Below are 21,305 nucleotides of genomic sequence, written 5' to 3'. Positions count from 1 at the left end.
AGATGTGTATAAGAGACAGGTGCTGGGGCGGGAGGGACCGACCGTACAGATGGGCGGAAATCTGGGGCGGATGGTGCTGGATATTTTCCGTATGAAAAGCGCGGAGGCGCGGCACTCTCTGCTGGCAACGGGCGCGGCGGCGGGGCTGGCAGCGGCTTTTAATGCGCCGCTGGCCGGGATCCTGTTTATTATTGAAGAGATGCGGCTGCAATTTCGCTACAGCGTAATATCAATCAAAGCGGTGTTTATTGGCGTCATCGCCTCCAGCGTGGTTTTCCGCATTTTCAACGGCGAAGGGGCGGTAATCAACGTCGGCAGACTGGCCAGCGCGCCGGTCAATACGCTGTGGCTCTACCTGCTGCTGGGGATGATTTTCGGCATAGTGGGCGTACTGTTTAACGCGCTTATCTTCAAATCGCAGGCCCTGTTCCAGCGGCTGTATGGCGACAGTCGGCACAAGCTGTTGTGGGTTGGGGCTGCGCTGGGAGGCGTGTGCGGCGTGCTGGGTATGATTGAACCCGAGGCGGCTGGCGGCGGGTTTGCCCTAATCCCCATTGCGGCGGCGGGTCATTATACCGTGGGTATGCTGCTGTTTATTTTCATCACGCGTATCCTGACCACGCTGCTCTGTTTTGGCTCCGGCGCGCCCGGCGGTATCTTTGCCCCGATGCTGGCGCTGGGTACGCTGCTGGGAACGGCGTTTGGCCTGGCTAGCTGTGCACTGTTTCCTGCTTATCATCTTGACGCGGGCACCTTTGCGATAGCCGGTATGGGCGCGCTATTTGCCGCCTCCGTCCGCGCGCCGCTGACCGGTATCGTGCTGGTGCTGGAAATGACCGATAACTACCAGCTCATCTTACCCATGATTATCACCTGCCTGGGTGCCACGCTGCTGGCCCAGTTCCTCGGCGGTAAACCGCTCTACTCGTCGCTGCTGGCGCGAATTCTGGCAAGGCAGCAAGAAAAAGAGGATTGCGCGCTGGCCGCACGGAATGCCACCCTGTCCGCGGGTAAACAGGCTGATACTTGATTGCTATACGGGTGTATTGGATAATGGTGCACATGATGGTCGATTTATGACCTGTAAGGCTTCCTGCCTTAATGCATACTGGAGTATTAAATGAGTGATGAAATGGCTCTGCCCCTGCAATTTACCGACGCAGCGGCCAGTAAAGTTAAGAATCTGATTTCAGATGAAGAAAATCCTGAGCTGAAGCTGCGGGTCTATATCACCGGTGGCGGCTGCAGCGGCTTTCAGTATGGGTTCACCTTTGACGATAAAGTGAATGACGGTGACATGACCATCGAGAAATCGGGTGTTTCACTGGTGGTCGATCCGATGAGCCTGCAATACCTGGTGGGGGGATCGGTGGACTACACCGAAGGGCTGGAAGGATCGCGATTCATCGTAACTAACCCCAATGCCAAAACCACCTGCGGGTGTGGTTCCTCTTTCAGTATCTGACTCTGCTTTGGTGCCCCGGAGAGATTGCTCCCGGGGCATATTCTTTCTTTGCCTTGCTGCTTTTACCACTCAACCGTCATCAATGTTGTTCCGCTTTGAGAGGCCTCCGTTGAAATAACGGTCTGGGTCACTTTCGGCTGTGCGTCATGTAACCGACCACAGTTGACTGCGCGAGAAGATGCTGGCGTCGTGCTTTGCCCGTCAATGTAACACTGCGGGTAAATGGTCAGTTTGACCCCGATGCTGCCGGTAATGGATGCAGCGCAGGCGCGACCAGCCATAATCAGGCCAAGGGCCAGATAAACGGCTTTCATGATGTTTTATTTCCTGGTGTAAAAAATCAGGGCTTATGCCCAAAGGAGCGCGCGGAAGTGAAAATACTCACCGGCTCTCTGTGATGTTAACGACTTTATTTGCCGAAGCTTTAATCGTTTCGGATAACGTTTTAAGCTTTACTTATCGCTCAGGATTAACCTGTCCAATATCTGCCGCTGCCGCTGCCGCTGCCGCTGCCGCTGCCGCTGCGACGAACATCAGCCCGCACAGCAGCAGAAGTACACGCGTGTCAGCCACGCGACAGGTGCGTGAGCAGCGTCTCAACCATCAGCGATGACTGGGCTGCGGCAACGGAGAGGAACTCTTCAAAGCTGACGTGAGATTCCCGATCCGCCACGTCAGAGATAGCGCGAACCACGACAAACGGCGTGCCAAACTGGTGGCAGACGTGGGCGATGGCGGTAGCTTCCATTTCCACGGCGATGGCTTTGGGAAAGTGGGTACGAATCTGGGTCAGCGGACCGGCACCGTTAATGAACGCATCGCCGCTGACAACCAGTCCGCGAACGGCATTCAGCCCCAGCTGGCTGATGCAGGCTTCTGCGGCTTCAATCAGCGCCGCATCAGCGGTGAAAGCCGCCGGGCAGCCCGCCATCTGTCCCAGCTCGTAGCCAAAGGCGGTGACATCGGCGTCGTGGTAGCGGACTTCGTCAGACACCACGATATCACCCACGTTCAGCGTGGGGGCCAGACCCCCCGCAGAGCCCGTATTGATAATAAAGTCAGGTTTGCAGCGCTCAAGCAGCAGGGCGGTGCCCATGGCAGCAGAAACCTTGCCAATGCCCGATTTAAGCAGGGCCACTTCCACACCGTTCAGCGTGCCGGTGTAGATTTCGCAGCCCGCCAGCGTCAGCGTCTGACGGTTTTCGATTTTGTCGCGCAGCAGGGTAACTTCCTGCTCCATTGCACCAATAATGCCTGCTTTCATAGAGATACTCGCTAATGTGGTGGAAATTGCCTGTCTTTTCAGCGCATAGTCTAGCATGGCAGGATACAGGACATAATCCACAAAACGCACCTCCAGCGGGTATCGGGTGGAAAAAGGGGACCCAGGCATGAACGATATCGACTTCAGGAAAAAAATTAATTATCAGCGCCGCTATCACCCTCAGACGGGGCAAAAAGACGAGCATGAAATTTTACGCATTTTCGAAAGCGATCGTGGACGCATTATCAATTCTGCGGCCATTCGTCGGCTACAGCAGAAAACGCAGGTCTTTCCGCTGGAGCGTAATGCCGCGGTGCGCTCCCGTCTGACCCACTCTCTGGAGGTGCAGCAGGTAGGACGCTATATCGCCAAAGAAGTGCTCACCCGGCTGAAGGAGCTGGATAAGCTGGAGAAATATGGGCTTTCTCAACTGACCGGGCCATTTGAAAGTATTGTGGAAATGGCCTGCCTGATGCACGACATCGGAAACCCGCCTTTCGGACACTTCGGCGAGTCGGCGATCAATGACTGGTTTACGCAGCGGCTGGATGCGGCTCACCGGCCGGATAATGCGCGCGCGGACCGCTGTGAACCCGACGTGCTGCGTTATCAGACCGACGGCTTTAACGCTCTCCGGGCGAAAATCCGTCAGGACCTTTCACATTTTGAGGGTAACGCGCAGGCGATCCGCATGGTGCACTCCCTGCTGAAGATGAATCTCACCTGGGCTCAGGTCGGCTGCATTTTTAAATATACCCGCCCGGCCTGGTTCAATGGCGAAATACCCGCCACGCACGATTATCTGATGAAAAAGCCCGGCTATTATCTTTCTGAGGAAGAGTATGTCGGGCGGCTGCGCAAAGAACTGGACCTTCAGCCCCACTGTCGTTTTCCGCTGACCTATATTATGGAGGCCGCCGACGATATTTCTTATTGCGTGGCAGATTTAGAGGATGCGGTGGAGAAAAAGATTTTCACCGTTGAACAGCTTTATGAACACCTGTTTGCACTCTGGCCTGATCACCAGCCCAACGATCTGTTTCAACTGGTGGTGACCAGCGCCCTGGAAAAATCCCGCAGTCAGCAGTTTAGCCGCAGCAGTGAGGATCAGTTTTTTATGTATCTGCGGGTTAATACCGTGGCCAAACTGGTTCCGCATACCGCAAGCCGCTTTATTGATAATATGTCGGCGATCTTTAGCGGTGAATTTAATGCGGCGCTACTTGAGGATGGCAGTCCACAAAACCAGTTATTAGAAATTTTCAAGAAAGTCGCGTTTAGTCACGTATTTAATCATCCTGACGTTGAACAGCTTGAGCTACAGGGATACCGTGTTATTAGCGGCCTGCTGGATATTTATCGCCCGCTTTTAGCGCTCAGCAGGGAGGGATTTTCCGAGCTGATGGAAAAAGATTACCTGAAGCACTTTCCTATTGAAACACGCCTTTTCCATAAACTCTCTACGCGCTTTCGGCTTGCTTACAGTGAAGCCGTAGGGCGTCTGGATAAGCGGGGCAATGATATTGCCATCTGGGAATATTATTATCGGGCGCGTATGCTTCAGGATTACGTGAGCGGCATGACCGACCTGTATGCGTGGGATGAGTACCGTCGTTTAATGGCCGTCGAATAATAACGACAGGCCTTTAAGTTTTGTAAAGCCAAAGAATAAATTTTTACCTTTAGCTGAAACAAATACATGAACTTAGCGATAATAATTGAATCTTACCAACACGACCACAGCAATGGTTACATAATTGGACACATAGAGAAAAGACGCATGAAAAAAACTATTTTAGCTGGCGCGTTGGCTCTGAGCCTGGGAATGGCGATGACCCCGCTGACTGTCTCCGCGGCAGAAACCGCTTCTTCTTCTAACCAGCAGCTTCCGAGCCTGGCGCCGATGTTAGAAAAAGTGATGCCTTCGGTAGTGAGTATTAATGTTGAAGGGAGCACCACCGTTCGTACGCCGCGTTTGCCGCAGCAGTTCCAGCAGTTCTTTGGCGGTAACTCGCCGTTCTGTCAGGATGGCTCGCCCTTCCAGAACTCACCCGTGTGTCAGGGCGGGGGTCAGGATCAGGATGGCGCAGATACTCAGCAGGAAAAATTCCGTGCGCTGGGATCGGGCGTGGTGATTGACGCCGCTAAAGGCTATGTGGTGACCAATAACCATGTGGTTGATAATGCGACTAAAATCCAGGTCCAGCTCAGTGATGGCCGGCGATATGATGCAAAAGTCATCGGTAAAGATCCTCGATCCGATATCGCGCTTATTCAGCTTAAAGACGCGAAAAATCTGACTGCGATCAAGATGGCCGACTCTGACGATCTGCGCGTTGGCGACTACACCGTTGCCATTGGTAACCCCTATGGCCTGGGTGAAACCGTTACCTCGGGGATCGTTTCAGCGCTGGGACGTAGCGGCTTAAACGTCGAAAACTATGAAAACTTTATTCAGACCGATGCGGCGATTAACCGGGGCAACTCCGGCGGCGCGCTGGTCAACCTTAACGGTGAGCTGATCGGCATTAATACCGCGATTCTGGCACCGGACGGCGGCAACATTGGTATCGGCTTTGCTATCCCGTCCGATATGGTGAAAAACCTGACGGCACAGATGGTCGAATACGGCCAGGTGAAACGCGGTGAGCTGGGCATTATGGGCACCGAGCTGAACTCCGAGCTGGCTAAAGCGATGAAGGTCGACGCTCAGCGCGGCGCGTTTGTCAGCCAGGTGCTGGCTAACTCTTCTGCGGCAAAAGCGGGTGTGAAGGCCGGCGACGTGGTGGTTAACATCAACGGTAAGGCTATTTCCAGCTTTGCCGCCCTGCGCGCACAAATTGGATCGCTGCCGGTTGGCACGAAAATGACCCTGGGCCTGATCCGTGACGGCAAGCCGCTGACGGTGAACGTTGAGCTACAGCAGAGCACGCAGACTAAGGTCGACTCCGGCAATATTTATACCGGAATTGAAGGCGCAGACCTGAGCAACGTCGAGGCCAAAGGGGTGAAAGGCGTGAAGGTCGACAGCGTCAAGCCAGGTTCAGCCGCGGCGAAAATTGGTCTGAAGAAGGATGATGTGATTTTGGGCGTTAACCAGCAGGCCATTGCTAACCTGGGCGAGCTGCGTAAAATCCTCGACACCAAGCCTTCCGTGCTGGCGCTGAATATTCAACGCGGTGACAGCTCGATCTATCTGTTAATGCAGTAGGTGGGGGCGAGCAGTCCTTAAATAGCGGCGCGTAATAACGCCAGCAGGCAGGTGCCGGTGACCAACCGGCACCTGTTTTACCTTCAATATACTTTCCTGACCTGCCTGCGATACCCGGCACATCTGCACTATCTGACCCACCCGCAATACCTGGCACCTCTTCAAGACTTAACACGTCTGTAATAACCTGGCAGATCCGCATCATCGTCCAGCGGCCTTCTTGCAGCTCATTTGTGAACCTTGCCGCAATTTTCATATAAGGCGCCGCACTTAGGGCAGTTGCACAATGGCAGGCCGGGAACTGCCCGTTATGCTGCATTATCCAGGGTTTTTCAGGAGTGATTCATGTCCACCTGTCATCTTGATGCACGGCTGGCGCAGAAAATTGTCGCCCGTACGATGCAGATTATTGATAGCAACGTCAACGTGATGGATGCCCGCGGCAGAATTATTGGCAGCGGCGATCATGAGCGTATTGGCGAATTGCACGAAGGCGCGTTGCTGGCCCTGTCGCAGGCGCGGGTCGTGGATATTGACGACGCGGTGGCGAAGCATCTGCATGGGGTGCGTCCGGGTATTAATCTGCCGATGCGTATTGCCGGTGATATTGTTGGCGTCATCGGCCTGACCGGCGAACCGGCCAGCCTGCGGCATTATGGTGAGCTGGTCTGTATGACCGCTGAAATGATGCTTGAACAGGCGCGTCTGCTGCATATCCTGGCGCAGGATAGCAGGCTGCGTGAGGAGCTGGTGTTAAACCTGATCCGCAGTGAAACGCTCTCGCCCGCGCTGACGGAGTGGGCACAGCGGCTGGGAATCGATTTAGACCAGCCGCGCGTGGTTGCGGTTGTGGAAGTGGACAGCGGCCAGCTCGGCGTGGACAGCGCCATGTCTGAACTGCAACAGCTCCAGACCATGTTGACGACGCCCGAGCGCGACAACCTGATCGCCATCGTCTCGCTGACGGAGATGGTGGTCTTAAAGCCCGCGCTTAACCTCCATGGGCGCTATGATGCCGGGGATCATCGCAAACGCGTGGATCTGCTGCTGTCGCGAATGAAAGAGAATGGCCATCTGCGCATCCGTATTGCGCTGGGAAACTTTTTTACCGGCCCCGGCAGCATTGCGCGTTCTTACCGCACCGCCCGTACCACCCTGCTGGTGGGCAAGCAGCGGATGCCTGAACAGCGGCGCTATTTTTATCAGGACCTGATGCTGCCGGTGCTCCTCGACAGCCTGCGCGGAGGATGGCAGGCCAGTGAGCTGTCGCAGCCCCTGAAAAAGCTTAAGGCAATGGATAATAACGGCCTGTTGCAGCGTACGCTTAGCGCGTGGTTTAGCCACGATGTTCAGCCCTCCGCCACGGCAAAAGCACTGTTTATTCATCGTAATACGCTGGAATATCGGCTTAACCGGGTATCGGAGCTGACCGGACTGAATCTGAGCCATTTCGATGACCGGCTGCTGCTTTACGTGGCGCTACAGCTGGACGAGGAGGTCTGATGACACTCTGGCCCAGGGCGCTGAAGCTGAATGAGGAAGCCTGATGACACTCTGGCCCAGGGCGCTGAAGCTGGATGAGGAAGCCTGATGGCAGCAAGGTTCGTGGCGTTACGCTGAATAAGCAGGTTCGAAGCTGGCTGAGGGGAAGCATCGGGCATACCGACAAGTCGGTTTGCCCGGAGGGGGAGATTAACGGCCGCTGCGGGTCAGTTTTTCCAAATCGGATTCGATTTCAGCAATCTTATTCGTCACCACGTGATCCAGATGACGCAGGTCTTCCAGAATTTTACGTTTCAGATCGACTTCGACCTGGTCGCGCTGGCAGATCCTATCTAACTCATCAATCACGTAACGCAGGTTGGGACTGATTTCCTGAATTTCCTTGTAGCCCTGACTCACGTTATCGGCGACGACGGTTTTCCGCTGGCGCGGATACTTAAATTTGACGCTTTTGGCAAAGAACTCACCCCGATCTTTGCGGAAATAGATTTTCAGAATATCGTTGCTGGCTTCCTGGCGCAGGCTGTAACGATCGATATCGTCGGGATTACTGATACCCAGGCCTTTTAAATTGTCATACATGGTCACGTTTCCTGTTCGGGAGAGATTAGTTTTGACTGCGCTGCAATGCAGGACTTCCCGGTATCCGCCATCCTCACGCAGGTTATGTTGGTGAGAAAAGCTAAGCAGTGGATCAGGTTTTGCCTGGCTCGCTCCTCCCGTACTTGTGAGTATATGTGAAAATTAAAAAAGCGGTCGGGGAGCACCTGTGCGCTTAACGGCGCGGATTATCGCTTAGTTGTTGCGCAATAGCATCTGATTATTTACGGCGGGAAAAAGGTTTAGAACAGGGGGGTGTAAAATATAGTTTACGGGCCACGTGAGGCGGCCCGTAAAGGATCAGTCGATGGTGCGCAGCAGTTCGTTAATGCCGACTTTGCCACGGGTTTTTTCATCAACCTTTTTCACAATCACGGCACAGTAGAGGCTGTAGCGGCCATCTTTCGACGGCAGGTTGCCCGACACCACCACCGATCCCGCAGGGACGCGACCGTAATGAACTTCGCCAGTTTCACGATCGTAAATTTTAGTGCTCTGGCCGATATAGACGCCCATCGAAATGACCGCGCCTTCCTCAACAATCACGCCTTCCACGATTTCTGAACGCGCGCCAATAAAACAGTTATCTTCGATAATGGTTGGGTTCGCCTGAAGAGGTTCCAGTACGCCACCGATGCCTACGCCGCCGGAAAGGTGAACGTTTTTACCGATCTGCGCGCAGGATCCAACCGTCGCCCAGGTATCCACCATTGAGCCTTCATCGACGTATGCGCCAATATTGACATACGAAGGCATCAGTACGGTATTGCGGGCGATATAGGCACCCTGGCGTACCGCAGCCGGTGGCACGACGCGGAAGCCCTCTTTCTTAAAGCGTGCGTCGTCGTAGTCGGCAAACTTCATCGGCACTTTGTCGTAAAAACGACTTTCGGCACCCTCAATCACCTGATTATCATTGATGCGAAAAGAGAGCAGTACCGCTTTTTTCAACCACTGATGCGTCACCCACTCACCTGCGATTTTCTCGGATACGCGCAGGGCGCCGCTGTCGAGCAGGGCGATGACCTGGTTCACCGCTTCGCGGGTAACGGTATCTGCGCTGGCAGGCGTCAGCTCGGCACGGCGTTCAAAGGCGCTTTCAATAACATGCTGTAATTGTTGCATTATTCAAAATTTCCTGTGTCAAATCATCATCATGAGCGGGGAGGATAACCGCCCGTTCAGGTCAGCAGCCAGTCTGCACTGAACGCTGAAAGATGGGTTAAAAAAGTAAATCCAGGTCACACTTTATCGTTTGGATTAAGGGCCTCTGTCAACCGTTGTTGTAGCACTTCGCGCAATTCCGGGCTGAGCGCGCGTCGGTCACCGTTGGCGAGAATAAATAAATCCTCTACCCGCTCGCCAATGGTACTGATGCGTGCGCCGTGCAGCGAGACGCCCAGATCGGCAAAAACTTCGCCCACTCTGGCCAGCAGTCCCGGCTGATCCAGGGCAATCAGTTCCATATAGGTACGGCGGTCGGTATGCGCCGGCAGGTATTTCGCTTCGGTTTCCACGCAAAAATGCCTGAGCCTGGCGGACTGGCGGCGCGTTTTCGGCGGCTGCCAGCAGGTCTGGTCGATAGCCTGCTCCAGCGCCTGGCGGATCATCCCATGCCGGTCGGCGGCCAGCGGGCTGCCGTCGGGTTCCAGCACGATAAAGGTATCCATCGCCATACCGTCCCGGCTGGTGAAGATCTGCGCATCGTGTACGCTCAGATTTCGCCTGTCCAGCTCCCCGGCGACGGTGGCGAACAGGTAAGGCCTGTCCGGGCTCCAGATAAATATCTCAGTGCCGCCCCGGGTCGCCTGAGGGCTAACCAGCACCAGCGGTTTACTCAGATCGTGCTCCATCAGATGACGTGCATGCCAGGCCAGCTGATTAGGCGTATGGCGCAGGAAGTAGTCCGCCCGGCAGCGCCCCCAAATATTACGCAGCGCCTGCTCGTCAATATTATCCATGCGCAACAGCGCGAGCGCCTGCAGCCGATGGTGCCGGACGCGCTCGCGCAGATCCGGGCTGTTCTCCATTCCACGCCGCAGCTGCTTTTCGGCGGCAAAAAACAGCTCGCGCAGCAGGCTCTGCTTCCAGCTGTTCCACAGGTTTTCATTGGTGGCGCAGATATCTGCGACCGTCAGACAGACCAGATAGCGCAAGCGATTTTCATTCTGCATGACTTCGGCGAACTGCTGGATTTCGGTGGGGTCCTGAATATCACGGCGCTGCGCGGTGACCGACATCAGCAAATGGTGGCGCACCAGCCAGGCGACCAGCTGAGCTTCGCGGGAGTTCAGCCCGTGTAATTCGGCAAATTCAAGCGCATCCTGCGCGCCCAGAATGGAGTGATCGCCGCCGCGCCCTTTGGCAATATCGTGGAACAGGGCGGCCATTAGCAGCAGCTCAAGCTGGGGCAGACGTGGCCAAATCTCCACGCAAAGCGGGTGACGCGGACGTGTCGTTTCGCTGGCAAAACTTTCCAGCTTTTGCAGAACGCGGATCGTATGTTCGTCAACGGTGTAGGCGTGAAACAGATCGAACTGCATCTGGCCGACGATGTTGCCCCACTGTGGCATATAGGCCCAGAGCACGCTGTGGCGGTGCATCGGCACCAGCGCCCGGCTGACGGCACCCGGGTGTCGCAGAATCGACAGAAAAAGCTGTCGCGCCTGTGGGATAGTGCACAGTGGCTGGCTGAGGTGGCGTCGGGCATGTCTGAGCTGGCGCAGCGTGGTGGAGTAGATCCCGGTAATAGCGGGTTTGCGCACCATCGTGTAAAACATGCGCATAATCGCTTCGGGCTGGCGGGCAAAAAGCGTCTCATCGATCAGGTCAATCAGCGTACCGCGCAGCTGGAACTCATCGTCGATGGCACGGGGTTTTTCGTCTTCGCCCAGCGCAAGTATCGCTTCGTCAAAAAGCTGTAGCAGCATCTGGTTCAGCTCGCTGATGCGCCGGGTCACGCGGTAAAAGTCCTTCATCATCCGCTCAACCGGCTCATTACCTTCGCCCTGGTAGTCAAGCCGCTGGGCGACGTTCAGCTGTCTGTCAAACAGAAGACGGTTATCGTAGCGGGTCAGGGTCAGATGCAGCGCAAAGCGGATGCGCCAGAGGAAACTCTGACATTCGTTAAGCTCGTTGCGCTCGGCCCCGGTCAGAAAGCCAAAACCGACCATTTCGTCCAGCGAGGTGGCACCGAAATGGCGGCGGGCAACCCACAGCAGGGTATGAATGTCGCGCAGGCCGCCGGGGCTGCTTTTAATATCCGGCTCCAGGTTATAGCTGGTGCCGTGATAGCGCAGATGGCGTTCCTGCTGTTCCTCAATCTTCGCCGCGAAAAACTGGTCCGAGCGCCAGAAGCCGTCGCTGAAAATGTTTTTTTGCAGTTCAAGAAAGAGCGCAACATCGCCGGTCAGCATTCGCGACTCAATCAGATTGGTGGCTACGGTCAGATCGGACAACCCCTCCAGCAGGCACTCTTCCAGCGTGCGTACGCTGTGGCCCACCTCCAGCCTGAGATCCCACATTAGCGTCAGCAGCTCGCTGGTACGCTGGGCGTCCTGCGCGGAAAGAGGGCTGCGGCTGAGGATCAGCACGTCGATATCGGAAAGCGGATGCAGCTCGCCGCGTCCGTAGCCGCCCACGGCGACCAGCGCGATATCCAGCTGTTCAGGGAAGCCGTAGAAGCGCCAGAGCCGCCTCAGCAGGCGATCGATAAACAGCGTACGCGCAGCAATCAGATCTTCTGCGTCAAAGCCGTTATCAAACGCGTCGGCCATCCCCTGCTGAAAGCGTTCCAGCTGCAATTTCAGCTGCTCGCGCGTCAGCTGGCTCTCTTCCCAGTCGGCAGGCGAATCGGACAGCCCGTAATCGATCAGTTTTTTACTCACGCCTGGCTCCTGGTTGGTCTTTGTGACGATAATCAAACTGACAATAGCGCCACCGCCCACTACAGATCAAAAAAAACCGGCCTGCGCCGGTTTAAAGAGAGTGGGATTCTTCAGCAAGCTGGAACCGGCTCTCACCGGTTTTTTTTCGTTACAGCGTTAAGCGTCGTGCGTCAGGATGGCAGGAATGGTGTCATCTTTACGCAGCGTCATAATTTCGCAGCCGTTTTCCGTCACCACAATGGTGTGCTCGTACTGTGCTGACAGGCTGCGATCCTTGGTTTTCACCGTCCAGCCATCTTTCATGCTGCGGATACGGTAATCACCGGCATTGACCATGGGTTCAATGGTGAAGGCCATACCGGCCTGGAGTACCACGCCACCGTCATCCGCATCGTAGTGCAGCACCTGCGGCTCCTCGTGGAAACCTTTACCGATGCCGTGGCCGCAATATTCGCGCACTACGGAGAAATTCTGCGCTTCGACGAACTTTTGAATCTCACGGCCCAGAGTGCGCAGGCGAATACCCGGTTTTACCATACGCAGCGCCAGGTAAAGGCTCTCCTGCGTGATACGGCAGAGACGCTCGCCCAGAATAGTGGGCTTGCCGACGATAAACATTTTGGAGGTGTCGCCGTGATACTCGTCCTTAATGACCGTCACGTCGATATTGACGATATCGCCATCCTTGAGGATTTTTTCATCGTCCGGAATGCCGTGACAAACCACTTCATTGATGGAAATACAGACGGATTTCGGAAAACCGTGATAGCCAAGGCAGGCGGAGATCGCCTGCTGGGAATTAACAATATGTTCGTGACACAGGCGATCCAGCTCACCGGTGCTAATGCCGGGTCGAACGTGCTCTTCGATCATTTCGAGCACTTCTGCCGCCAGGCGGCCCGCTACGCGCATTTTTTCGATTTCTTCAGGGGTCTTAATTGAGATCGCCATTCATTTTGTCCGCAGATGTCGTTATTTTCGACAATAATAAAGGAAGTGAGGCAATGTTAGCAGCCTGCCCAGGCTCTGCCAATTGCAGTTTCTGCCTGGCGGTGCTGTGATAACTAATATTGGCTTCAACCTGTGCTTTGTGGTATAAAGCGCGCCGACGATTCTTTGTGACAAATGTCACCGAGAACGCATAACTCTCCCGTGTAAATAACACACATGTATCGACACATACACCGGGGTGCCCCAAAGGCGACATAAGCGCAGACCGTTGAACGGCGAAACGCGGCAGGATGAGCAACGTACCTCTGGTACGTTAATCAGACCAGGCGTTCGATGAACAACAGGTTCGGCGCTTGTCTTAGTGGGTCGGTTGTATGGGATACATGGAGGCCTAACCCCAACACATTCTATAGAGGTAATCATGGCAACTGTTTCCATGCGCGACATGCTCAAGGCTGGTGTACACTTCGGTCACCAGACCCGTTACTGGAACCCGAAAATGAAGCCATTCATCTTCGGCGCACGTAACAAAGTTCACATCATCAACCTTGAGAAAACCGTGCCGATGTTCAACGAGTCTCTCGCTGAACTGAGCAAAATCTCTGCCCGTAAAGGCAAGATTCTGTTCGTTGGTACCAAGCGCGCTGCAAGCGAAGCGATCAAAGAGTCTGCGCTGAGCTGCGATCAGTTCTTCGTAAACCATCGCTGGTTAGGCGGCATGCTGACCAACTGGAAAACCGTTCGTCAGTCCATCAAACGTCTGAAAGATCTGGAAATCCAGTCTCAGGACGGGACCTTCGATAAGCTGACCAAGAAAGAAGCGCTGATGCGTGCGCGTGAACTGGCCAAGCTGGAAAACAGCCTGGGCGGTATCAAAGACATGGGCGGCCTGCCGGACGCACTGTTTGTTGTTGACGCCGATCACGAACACATCGCTATCAAAGAAGCTAACAACCTGGGTATCCCAGTGTTCGCTATCGTTGATACCAACTCTGATCCAGACGGTGTTGACTTCATTATCCCGGGTAATGATGACGCCATCCGTGCGGTAAACCTGTACCTGACCGCCGTAGCAACCACCGTACGTGAAGGTCGCTCTCAGGACCTGGCTCAGCAGGCTGAAGAAACCTTCGCTGAAGCTGAGTAATCAGGAACGCTCCTCAGAGCGCCCTTAATACCCTGGTTCGCGGTAATCTGAGAATCCAGGGTATAAAGATCAGATATTAATCTGTAAGGGGCCAGCTTGGCCCCTTTATTTTTTCGAATTCGCTTTGCTGCCTTTCGGGGGGGCGGGGCGGAATGTTTCTCCCGAAACCAGGCATTTGTCGCGTCAGCGCCACAGGGCTACCGGCAGGCGAATGCTGTGCTAACCGAGGATGAGAGAATGGCTGATATTACTGCTGCTCTGGTAAAAGAACTGCGCGAGCGCACTGGCGCTGGCATGATGGACTGCAAAAAATCACTGACCGAAGCCAACGGCGACATCGAGCTGGCAATCGAGAACATGCGTAAATCTGGCGCGATCAAAGCGGCGAAAAAAGCAGGCAACGTTGCTGCTGACGGCGTGATCAAAACCAAAATCGAAGGCAACTACGGCATCATTCTGGAAGTTAACTGCCAGACTGACTTCGTTGCTAAAGATGGTGGTTTCCAGGCCTTCGCTGACAAAGTGCTGGACGCGGCTGTTGCCGGTAAAATCACTGACGTTGAAGTGCTGAAAGCACAGTTCGAAGAAGAACGTGTTGCGCTGGTTGCTAAAATTGGCGAGAACATCAACATTCGCCGTGTCGCTTCTCTGGAAGGCGACGTACTGGGTAGCTACCTGCACGGCGCGCGTATTGGCGTACTGATCGCGGCTAAAAACGCTGACGAAGAGCTGGTTAAGCAACTGGCTATGCACGTTGCGGCAAGCAAGCCAGAATTTGTTAAGCCAGAAGACGTTTCTGCTGAAGTGGTAGAGAAAGAGTTCCAGGTTCAGCTGGACATCGCCATGCAGTCTGGTAAACCAAAAGAGATCGCTGAAAAAATGGTTGAAGGCCGCATGAAGAAATTCACCGGCGAAGTGTCTTTGACCGGTCAGCCTTTCGTGATGGATCCTGCTAAAACTGTTGGTCAGCTGCTGAAAGAAAAAAATGCAGACGTGACCAGCTTCATCCGCTTTGAAGTGGGTGAAGGTATTGAGAAAGCTGAGACCGATTTCGCAGCAGAAGTTGCTGCGATGTCCAAACAGTCTTAATGCCCGATAAGAACCGCCTTCCGGCGGTTCTTTTTTGTCTGCCTCAGGCAGGCGCCGCTCATTTTCAGTCTCATCCCAATAGTATTTCTCCGGTCCTGAAGGGATGATAGTGCAGATTTAACTCCCCTTATCGACGATAGCTTCCAGGAAAAAACACCATGGCGACCAATGCAAAACCTGTATATCAACGTATCCTGCTGAAATTAAGCGGTGAAGCCCTGCAGGGTGCCGAAGGCTTCGGTATCGATGCAAGCGTGCTGGATCGTATGGCTCAGGAAGTCAAAGAGCTGGTAGAACTGGGCATTCAGGTAGGTGTGGTTATCGGCGGTGGTAATCTGTTCCGTGGCGCCGGACTGGCGCAGGCTGGAATGAATCGCGTAGTTGGCGACCATATGGGTATGCTGGCAACCGTGATGAATGGTCTGGCGATGCGCGATGCGCTGCACCGTGCCTATGTGAACGCCCGCCTGATGTCCGCTATCCCCCTGAATGGCGTGTGTGATAACTACAGCTGGGCAGAGGCCATCAGCCTGCTGCGCAATAACCGCGTGGTGATTTTCTCTGCTGGTACCGGTAACCCCTTCTTCACCACCGACTCGGCGGCCTGCCTGCGCGGTATCGAAATCGAGGCTGACGTGGTCCTGAAGGCGACGAAAGTTGATGGCGTTTACTCAGCCGATCCGGTTAAAAACCCTGACGCCACCCTGTACGATCAGATCAGCTACGCCGACGTGCTGGAGCGCGAGCTGAAGGTGATGGATCTGGCGGCCTTTACGCTGGCCCGCGACCATAAATTACCGATCCGCGTGTTTAATATGAACAAGCCTGGCGCTCTGCGCCGCGTGGTAATGGGTGAAAAAGAAGGCACCCTGATCACGCAATAATATCCGTCGGCGTCGAGTTAAGGTATATTCTGCCCCCGTAGTGCACAGTTCGCGCTACACTCAGACGTAATGACTATTTTTAATCGGGTCCTGTTGTACAGGGCCTGCCTGGTAACCAGAATCCAAGGGTTCCAACGTGATTAACGAAATCAAAAAAGATGCAGAAACGCGCATGGACAAATGCGTAGAGGCATTCAAAAGCCACATCAGCAAAATCCGCACCGGCCGCGCGTCACCCAGCATTCTCGACGGCATTATGGTTGACTATTACGGCTCCTCCACGCCGCTTCGCCAGCTGGCCAGCGTCACGGTGGAAGACTCACGTACGCTGAAGATTAACGTGTTTGACCGTTCAATCAGCAGCGCCGTTGAAAAAGCGATTATGACCTCGGATCTGGGTCTCAACCCAAGCTCTGCGGGGACGGATATCCGCGTTCCGCTTCCAGCGCTGACCGAAGAGCGTCGTAAAGACCTGATCAAAGTGGTGCGTGGCGAAGCTGAGCAGGGCCGCGTCTCCGTACGCAACGTCCGTCGCGATGCCAACGACAAAGTAAAAGCACTGCTGAAAGACAAAGAGATCAGTGAAGACGAAGAGCGTCGTTCACAGGATGATATTCAGAAAATGACCGACGTCTTCATCAAGAAAGTGGATGTTGCGCTGGCAGAAAAAGAAACGGAGCTGATGGACTTCTGAGTTCGTCACGCACCGATGAAACGCCGTACAGATTGCCGTTCTTTTGAGTGGTCAGTCTTACGGCGTTTTGCATTTATTCTCTTATCTGGCGAAGGCGGCAAGCAGGCCCATTTCGTCGTTCACTACGCAGAGCAACCTCATGAAGCAATTGACCATCCTCGGCTCGACCGGCTCTATCGGCACCAGTACGCTGGCGGTCGTCAGCGCGAATCCGCATCTGTTCTCCGTTAAGGCGCTGGTTGCTGGACGCAACGTTGAGCGCATGGCTGAGCAGTGCCAGGCTTTTAAGCCCGCCTGGGCGGCCATGTCGGACGAACAGTCGGCCAGCGCCCTGCGGCAGCGCCTGAAAGAACTGAATGTGGCGACCGAGGTGCTGAGTGGGGAGCAGGCGGCCTGCGATCTCGCCGCGCTTGATGAGGTTGACCAGGTCATGGCGGCCATCGTTGGGGCGGCAGGTTTAATGCCCACCCTGGCCGCTATTCGCGCCGGAAAGCAGGTGCTGCTTGCCAACAAAGAGTCCCTGGTGACCTGCGGCCAGCTTTTTCTGGAGGCGGTCAGCGCCTCAAAAGCCCAGCTGCTTCCCGTCGATAGCGAGCATAACGCGATTTTTCAGAGTTTACCCGCTTCCCTCCAGCAGCAGTTAGGGTACGCTTCTCTCGAAGATAATGGCATTGACAGCATTATCCTGACGGGGTCGGGTGGCCCCTTTCGTGACGTGCCGTTGGCGACGTTAGCGCATATGACGCCGAACCAGGCCTGTGCGCATCCGAACTGGTCGATGGGGCGCAAGATTTCCGTTGACTCGGCCACCATGATGAACAAAGGTTTGGAATATATCGAAGCCCGCTGGCTGTTTAATGCGACTGATGCCCAGATGGAAGTGATCCTGCACCCGCAGTCGGTCATTCACTCCATGGTGCGCTATCGTGATGGCAGCGTGCTGGCTCAGCTGGGGTCGCCGGATATGCGCACGCCCATCGCTCACGTGATGGCCTGGCCGCAGCGCGTTCAGTCTGGCGCAACGCCGCTTGATTTTACGCGCATGGGGGCAATGACCTTTGCCGAGCCGGATTATGCACGCTATCCCTGTCTGAAGCTGGCAATTGATGCCTGCGAAGCAGGGCAGGCGGCCACCACGACGCTGAACGCCGCAAATGAAATTGCCGTAGCGGCATTTCTTGCCGGGCAGATCCGCTTTACCGATATTGCAGCGCTGAACATGACCGTGCTGGAGACGCTCTCCATTGCAGAGCCAGAGAGCGTTGAGGCGGTGCTGGAAATTGACCGGCAGGCGCGGGCAGCCGCATCGGCCAGCCTGGCTGGCTACGCGGTCGGTCGTTAATTCGCGGGCATGCTCCTGCCGCTATTTGTGGGGCGGGGGCGGAGATGGTATAGTCTTGGCCCGCTAATTAAAATCTGCGTTGCGGTAAAGCAGGCCGTGTAAGACACGGCTTTTTTGTGTCGGGCGGGTAAGATATTTCAGAAGCCACATGATTTCTGAGTAAAGGAAATAATTACGCGTTATGTCGTCCGAAAATCGAATAAACAGCGATGAACTGCTGGGGGAGAACCCCCGTCACGTGGCCATCATAATGGATGGCAATGGTCGCTGGGCTAAAAACCAGGGAAAACTGCGCATTTCGGGCCACAAAGCTGGCGTAAAATCCGTGCGTCGTGCCGTGAGTTTTGCCGTCAGCAGCAAGCTTAAAGCGCTGACGCTCTACGCATTCAGCAGTGAAAACTGGAACCGTCCGCCGCAGGAAGTCATGGCGCTGATGGAGCTGTTTGTCTGGGCGCTGGACAGCGAAGTAAAAAGCCTGCATAAGCATAACGTCCGCCTGCGGATCATTGGTGACATTGGCCGGTTTAATGGCCGTCTGCAGGAGCGAATTCGCCGTGCAGAAGAACTTACTCAACAAAATGATGGACTCACTCTCAACATTGCCGCGAATTATGGTGGCCGTTGGGATATTATTCAGGGCGTCAGAAAAATCGCTGAGCAGGTGCAGGAAGGTCTGATTCGTCCAGACCAGATTGAGGAAGCGTCCCTTAGCCCTCATCTTTGCCTTAACGAGCTGGTGCCGGTGGATTTAGTAATAAGGACAGGTGGTGAGCATCGGATTAGTAACTTTTTGCTGTGGCAGGTCGCCTATGCAGAGTTCTTTTTTACCGACGTTCTCTGGCCTGATTTTGATGAACAAGTTTTTGAAGGTGCACTGAATGCTTTTGCACAACGAGAGCGTCGCTTTGGCGGCGCAGCACCCGGCGGCGCCTGAGCGCACTGGGGGTAATCTTTGCTGAAGTCTCGCCTGATTACCGCGTTTATACTTATCCCAATTGTCATCGCTGCGCTCTTTTTGCTGCCGCCACTGGGATTTGCGCTCATCACCCTGGTGGTCTGTATGCTGGCCGCCTGGGAGTGGGGACAGTTCGCAGGCTTCGCCTCACGTTCCCAGCGCATCTGGCTGGCCGTGCTGTGCGGCTTGCTTCTCGTCTTCATGATGTTCACCCTGCCTGCCTGGCAGCACTCTGTTCACCTTCCTCAGATTGCCGTTTCACTCTGGGCGGCGATGGTCTGGTGGGGGGTGGCGCTGATTATGGTACTCCTGTACCCCGGATCCGCCGCCTTCTGGCGAACCTCCCGCCCGCTGCGCCTGCTGTTCGGGCTGCTGACCATCATCCCATTCTTTTGGGGCATGCTGACGCTGCGCCAGTACCACTACGATGCCGACCATTTTGCCGGCGCCTGGTGGCTGCTGTATGTGATGCTGCTGGTCTGGGGAGCCGACTCCGGCGCCTACATGTTTGGCCGCCTGTTTGGCCGGCATAAGCTGGCGCCAAAGGTCTCCCCGGGTAAAACCTGGGAAGGCTTTCTGGGGGGGCTGGTGACGTCGCTGGTTATCGCCTGGCTATTCCGCCTCTGGACGCCGCTTAACGTACCAATCGTCACGCTGCTGAGCTGCACGGTGGTCGCCGCGCTGGCCTCGGTGCTGGGCGACCTGACAGAAAGCATGTTTAAGCGTGAAGCGGGCATTAAGGACAGTGGAAATCTTATCCCAGGCCATGGCGGTATCCTCGATCGTATAGACAGCCTCACCGCCGCCGTACCGGTGTTTGCCTGCCTGCTGCTGCTGGTCTTCGGGACGCTATAAGGGACGTTATGCTGAGCATTCTATGGAGTTTGGGCGCGTTTATCGTCGCACTGGGCGTGTTAATTACCGTTCATGAGTTTGGCCACTTCTGGGTGGCGCGCCGCTGCGGCGTTAAGGTTGAACGCTTCTCCATAGGTTTTGGCAAAGCCCTCTGGCGACGCCGTGATGCGCAGGGAACCGAATACGTTCTCGCCCTCATCCCGCTCGGCGGCTATGTGAAAATGCTCGATGAGCGCATTGAAAGCGTGCCGCCCGAGCTTCGCCATCGCACCTTCAATAACAAAACGGTCCTGCAACGCGCTGCCATTATCAGCGCAGGCCCCATCGCTAATTTCCTCTTTGCCATCTTTGCGTACTGGCTGGTTTTTATCATCGGCGTTCCCGGTGTAAAACCGGTAATTGGTGAGATAGTAAGCAATTCGCCGGTTGCGGCAGCCCAAATTACACCTGGAATGGAACTTAAAGCCGTTGACGGTATCGAAACGCCAGACTGGGATGCTGTGCGTATGGCACTGATATCTAAAATTGGCGACACGCAAATGACGTTGAGCGTCGCCCCATTTGGCAGTACACAGATATCGGAAAAGCGGGTCGATCTTCGCAACTGGCAGTTCGAGCCAGACAGACAGGATCCGGTCACGTCACTGGGTATTCAGCCACGCGGCCCGCAGATTGAAACCGTACTGGCTGAGGTACAGGCTAACTCGGCAGCAAGTAAGGCGGGTTTGCAAGCGGGCGACAGGATCGTTAAAGTCGATGGTCAACCGCTGGACCAGTGGCAACATTTTGCCGCCCTCATACGGGAAAATCCCGGTAAAGAGATGGCGGTAGAAGTGGAAAGGCAGGGCGGTTCAGTGACGGTAATGCTGACCCCGGAAGCCAGGGTGGGCAATAAGGCTCAGGGTTTTGCGGGGGTTATCCCGCGCATCGTTCCGCTTTCAGCTGAATACAAAACGGTGCGTCAGTATGGCCCGTTTGCCGCGACAGGCGAGGCCAGCGCAAAGACCTGGCAGCTCATGAAGCTGACGGTCAACATGCTGGGCAAGCTGATTGTGGGTGAAGTGAAGTTAAATAATCTCAGCGGGCCGATTTCAATCGCCCAGGGCGCTGGGATGTCGGCAGAATATGGTTTGATCTATTACCTGATGTTTCTCGCATTAATCAGCGTAAACCTCGGTATTATCAATCTGTTCCCTCTGCCGGTACTAGATGGTGGACATTTGTTGTTCCTGGCGATCGAAAAGATCAAAGGTGGGCCGGTGTCTGAGCGAGTTCAGGACTTCAGCTATCGCATCGGCTCTGTATTGCTGGTGCTGTTAATGGGGCTTGCACTTTTCAATGATTTCTCGCGGTTATAGGCGTTCAGAAATAAGCGAGCGAAGGCCAGAAAAGACGAAGCCCGGTGCAAAAGTGCGGTTTACTCAGGTAGACGCGCAGGTTGAGCAAGGTTTCTAAGCA

General features: G+C 55.0%; 19 protein-coding genes. 13 read left to right on the top strand and 6 right to left on the bottom strand.

Features of this window, described 5'->3' with window-relative positions; translation table 11 throughout:
• The coding region (gene clcA, locus ACLRGG_RS03670) for a H(+)/Cl(-) exchange transporter ClcA (RefSeq protein ID WP_416248472.1) at window positions 1-1,030 on the top strand (1,030 nt) is incomplete at its 5' end.
• Window positions 1,031-1,120: 90 nt separating this feature from the next.
• Window positions 1,121-1,465: an iron-sulfur cluster insertion protein ErpA gene (gene erpA / locus ACLRGG_RS03665; RefSeq protein ID WP_067706600.1), complete on the top strand. Its 345-nt coding sequence runs from the start codon at window positions 1,121-1,123 to the stop codon at window positions 1,463-1,465.
• Between the two features lie 62 nt (window positions 1,466-1,527).
• On the opposite strand, the gene ACLRGG_RS03660 is transcribed toward erpA, so the two are convergent.
• Window positions 1,528-1,779 carry a hypothetical protein gene (locus tag ACLRGG_RS03660; RefSeq protein WP_067706597.1) on the bottom strand — a complete coding sequence of 84 codons (252 nt, stop codon included), beginning with the start codon at window positions 1,777-1,779 and terminating at the stop codon, window positions 1,528-1,530.
• 251 nt (window positions 1,780-2,030) lie between these two features.
• A complete protein-coding gene (mtnN, locus tag ACLRGG_RS03655) occupies window positions 2,031-2,729 on the bottom strand; it encodes a 5'-methylthioadenosine/S-adenosylhomocysteine nucleosidase (protein ID WP_067706918.1) in 699 nt (232 codons plus the stop codon).
• A 127-nt stretch (window positions 2,730-2,856) separates the two neighbouring features.
• On the opposite strand from mtnN, the gene dgt reads away from it, so the two are divergent.
• The 3 genes from dgt to ACLRGG_RS03640 all read left to right on the top strand — a co-directional run bounded on the left by dgt (window position 2,857) and on the right by ACLRGG_RS03640 (window position 7,443).
• Window positions 2,857-4,362 carry a dGTPase gene (gene dgt / locus ACLRGG_RS03650; protein ID WP_416248471.1) on the top strand — a complete coding sequence of 502 codons (1,506 nt, stop codon included), beginning with the start codon at window positions 2,857-2,859 and terminating at the stop codon, window positions 4,360-4,362.
• 147 nt (window positions 4,363-4,509) lie between these two features.
• Complete coding sequence (gene degP / locus ACLRGG_RS03645) at window positions 4,510-5,940, top strand: serine endoprotease DegP (protein WP_416248470.1); 1,431 nt, start codon at window positions 4,510-4,512, stop codon at window positions 5,938-5,940.
• Window positions 5,941-6,285: 345 nt separating this feature from the next.
• Window positions 6,286-7,443, top strand: a complete 1,158-nt coding sequence (locus ACLRGG_RS03640; RefSeq protein WP_416248469.1) for a CdaR family transcriptional regulator — start codon at window positions 6,286-6,288, stop codon at window positions 7,441-7,443.
• A 189-nt stretch (window positions 7,444-7,632) separates the two neighbouring features.
• Here the strand turns inward: ACLRGG_RS03640 and ACLRGG_RS03635 are convergent, their stop codons facing one another.
• The 4 genes from ACLRGG_RS03635 to map form a co-directional block, all read right to left on the bottom strand.
• Complete coding sequence (locus tag ACLRGG_RS03635; protein ID WP_416248468.1) at window positions 7,633-8,025, bottom strand: DUF3461 family protein; 393 nt, start codon at window positions 8,023-8,025, stop codon at window positions 7,633-7,635.
• Between the two features lie 318 nt (window positions 8,026-8,343).
• The gene (gene dapD, locus ACLRGG_RS03630) at window positions 8,344-9,168 is read right to left on the bottom strand and encodes a 2,3,4,5-tetrahydropyridine-2,6-dicarboxylate N-succinyltransferase (RefSeq protein WP_416248467.1); all 825 of its coding nucleotides are present in this window, start codon (window positions 9,166-9,168) and stop codon (window positions 8,344-8,346) included.
• 116 nt (window positions 9,169-9,284) lie between these two features.
• Window positions 9,285-11,930 carry a bifunctional uridylyltransferase/uridylyl-removing protein GlnD gene (gene glnD / locus ACLRGG_RS03625; RefSeq protein WP_416248466.1) on the bottom strand — a complete coding sequence of 882 codons (2,646 nt, stop codon included), beginning with the start codon at window positions 11,928-11,930 and terminating at the stop codon, window positions 9,285-9,287.
• Window positions 11,931-12,086: 156 nt separating this feature from the next.
• Complete coding sequence (gene map, locus ACLRGG_RS03620; RefSeq protein ID WP_416248465.1) at window positions 12,087-12,881, bottom strand: type I methionyl aminopeptidase; 795 nt, start codon at window positions 12,879-12,881, stop codon at window positions 12,087-12,089.
• Between the two features lie 421 nt (window positions 12,882-13,302).
• On the opposite strand from map, the gene rpsB reads away from it, so the two are divergent.
• The 8 genes from rpsB (at window position 13,303) to rseP (ending at window position 21,205) form a co-directional block, all read left to right on the top strand.
• On the top strand, window positions 13,303-14,028 hold the full coding sequence (gene rpsB, locus ACLRGG_RS03615) for a 30S ribosomal protein S2 (RefSeq protein WP_416248464.1): 726 nt from the start codon (window positions 13,303-13,305) through the stop codon (window positions 14,026-14,028).
• 237 nt (window positions 14,029-14,265) lie between these two features.
• Complete coding sequence (gene tsf, locus ACLRGG_RS03610) at window positions 14,266-15,117, top strand: translation elongation factor Ts (protein WP_067706563.1); 852 nt, start codon at window positions 14,266-14,268, stop codon at window positions 15,115-15,117.
• Window positions 15,118-15,275: 158 nt separating this feature from the next.
• Entirely contained in the window at window positions 15,276-16,001 is a 726-nt protein-coding gene (gene pyrH, locus ACLRGG_RS03605; RefSeq protein ID WP_067706559.1) for a UMP kinase, read from the top strand.
• 136 nt (window positions 16,002-16,137) lie between these two features.
• Window positions 16,138-16,695 (top strand): ribosome recycling factor, encoded by a 558-nt coding sequence (gene frr / locus ACLRGG_RS03600; protein ID WP_416248463.1) that lies wholly within the window; start codon window positions 16,138-16,140, stop codon window positions 16,693-16,695.
• 139 nt (window positions 16,696-16,834) lie between these two features.
• Entirely contained in the window at window positions 16,835-18,037 is a 1,203-nt protein-coding gene (gene ispC, locus ACLRGG_RS03595; RefSeq protein WP_416248462.1) for a 1-deoxy-D-xylulose-5-phosphate reductoisomerase, read from the top strand.
• A gap of 181 nt (window positions 18,038-18,218) precedes the next feature.
• Window positions 18,219-18,971 (top strand): (2E,6E)-farnesyl-diphosphate-specific ditrans,polycis-undecaprenyl-diphosphate synthase, encoded by a 753-nt coding sequence (gene ispU, locus ACLRGG_RS03590; protein WP_416248461.1) that lies wholly within the window; start codon window positions 18,219-18,221, stop codon window positions 18,969-18,971.
• An 18-nt stretch (window positions 18,972-18,989) separates the two neighbouring features.
• Window positions 18,990-19,847, top strand: a complete 858-nt coding sequence (cdsA, locus tag ACLRGG_RS03585) for a phosphatidate cytidylyltransferase (protein ID WP_416248460.1) — start codon at window positions 18,990-18,992, stop codon at window positions 19,845-19,847.
• A gap of 8 nt (window positions 19,848-19,855) precedes the next feature.
• The gene (gene rseP / locus ACLRGG_RS03580; RefSeq protein ID WP_416248459.1) at window positions 19,856-21,205 is read left to right on the top strand and encodes a sigma E protease regulator RseP; all 1,350 of its coding nucleotides are present in this window, start codon (window positions 19,856-19,858) and stop codon (window positions 21,203-21,205) included.
• The last annotated feature ends 100 nt before the right edge of the window (window positions 21,206-21,305 follow it).

It is taken from the genome of Erwinia sp. PPS120 (genome assembly GCF_047918655.1).
Classification (GTDB): Bacteria; Pseudomonadota; Gammaproteobacteria; order Enterobacterales; family Enterobacteriaceae; genus Erwinia; species Erwinia tasmaniensis_A.
Note: the sequence above shows the minus strand (reverse complement) of the source record. Positions and strands in the feature narration are given on the sequence as shown.

Excerpts from the sequence above, each read along its gene's own strand:
- pyrH (WP_067706559.1), top strand. The coding sequence starts at position 15,276 with ATGGCGACCAATGCAAAACCTGTATATCAACGTATCCTGCTGAAATTA.
- dapD (WP_416248467.1), bottom strand. The coding sequence starts at position 9,168 with ATGCAACAATTACAGCATGTTATTGAAAGCGCCTTTGAACGCCGTGCC.
- ispU (WP_416248461.1), top strand. The coding sequence starts at position 18,219 with ATGTCGTCCGAAAATCGAATAAACAGCGATGAACTGCTGGGGGAGAAC.
- dgt (WP_416248471.1), top strand. The coding sequence starts at position 2,857 with ATGAACGATATCGACTTCAGGAAAAAAATTAATTATCAGCGCCGCTAT.
- ACLRGG_RS03640 (WP_416248469.1), top strand. The coding sequence starts at position 6,286 with ATGTCCACCTGTCATCTTGATGCACGGCTGGCGCAGAAAATTGTCGCC.
- map (WP_416248465.1), bottom strand. The coding sequence starts at position 12,881 with ATGGCGATCTCAATTAAGACCCCTGAAGAAATCGAAAAAATGCGCGTA.
- ACLRGG_RS03660 (WP_067706597.1), bottom strand. The coding sequence starts at position 1,779 with ATGAAAGCCGTTTATCTGGCCCTTGGCCTGATTATGGCTGGTCGCGCC.
- degP (WP_416248470.1), top strand. The coding sequence starts at position 4,510 with ATGAAAAAAACTATTTTAGCTGGCGCGTTGGCTCTGAGCCTGGGAATG.
- rseP (WP_416248459.1), top strand. The coding sequence starts at position 19,856 with ATGCTGAGCATTCTATGGAGTTTGGGCGCGTTTATCGTCGCACTGGGC.
- tsf (WP_067706563.1), top strand. The coding sequence starts at position 14,266 with ATGGCTGATATTACTGCTGCTCTGGTAAAAGAACTGCGCGAGCGCACT.
- rpsB (WP_416248464.1), top strand. The coding sequence starts at position 13,303 with ATGGCAACTGTTTCCATGCGCGACATGCTCAAGGCTGGTGTACACTTC.
- ispC (WP_416248462.1), top strand. The coding sequence starts at position 16,835 with ATGAAGCAATTGACCATCCTCGGCTCGACCGGCTCTATCGGCACCAGT.
- ACLRGG_RS03635 (WP_416248468.1), bottom strand. The coding sequence starts at position 8,025 with ATGTATGACAATTTAAAAGGCCTGGGTATCAGTAATCCCGACGATATC.
- erpA (WP_067706600.1), top strand. The coding sequence starts at position 1,121 with ATGAGTGATGAAATGGCTCTGCCCCTGCAATTTACCGACGCAGCGGCC.
- mtnN (WP_067706918.1), bottom strand. The coding sequence starts at position 2,729 with ATGAAAGCAGGCATTATTGGTGCAATGGAGCAGGAAGTTACCCTGCTG.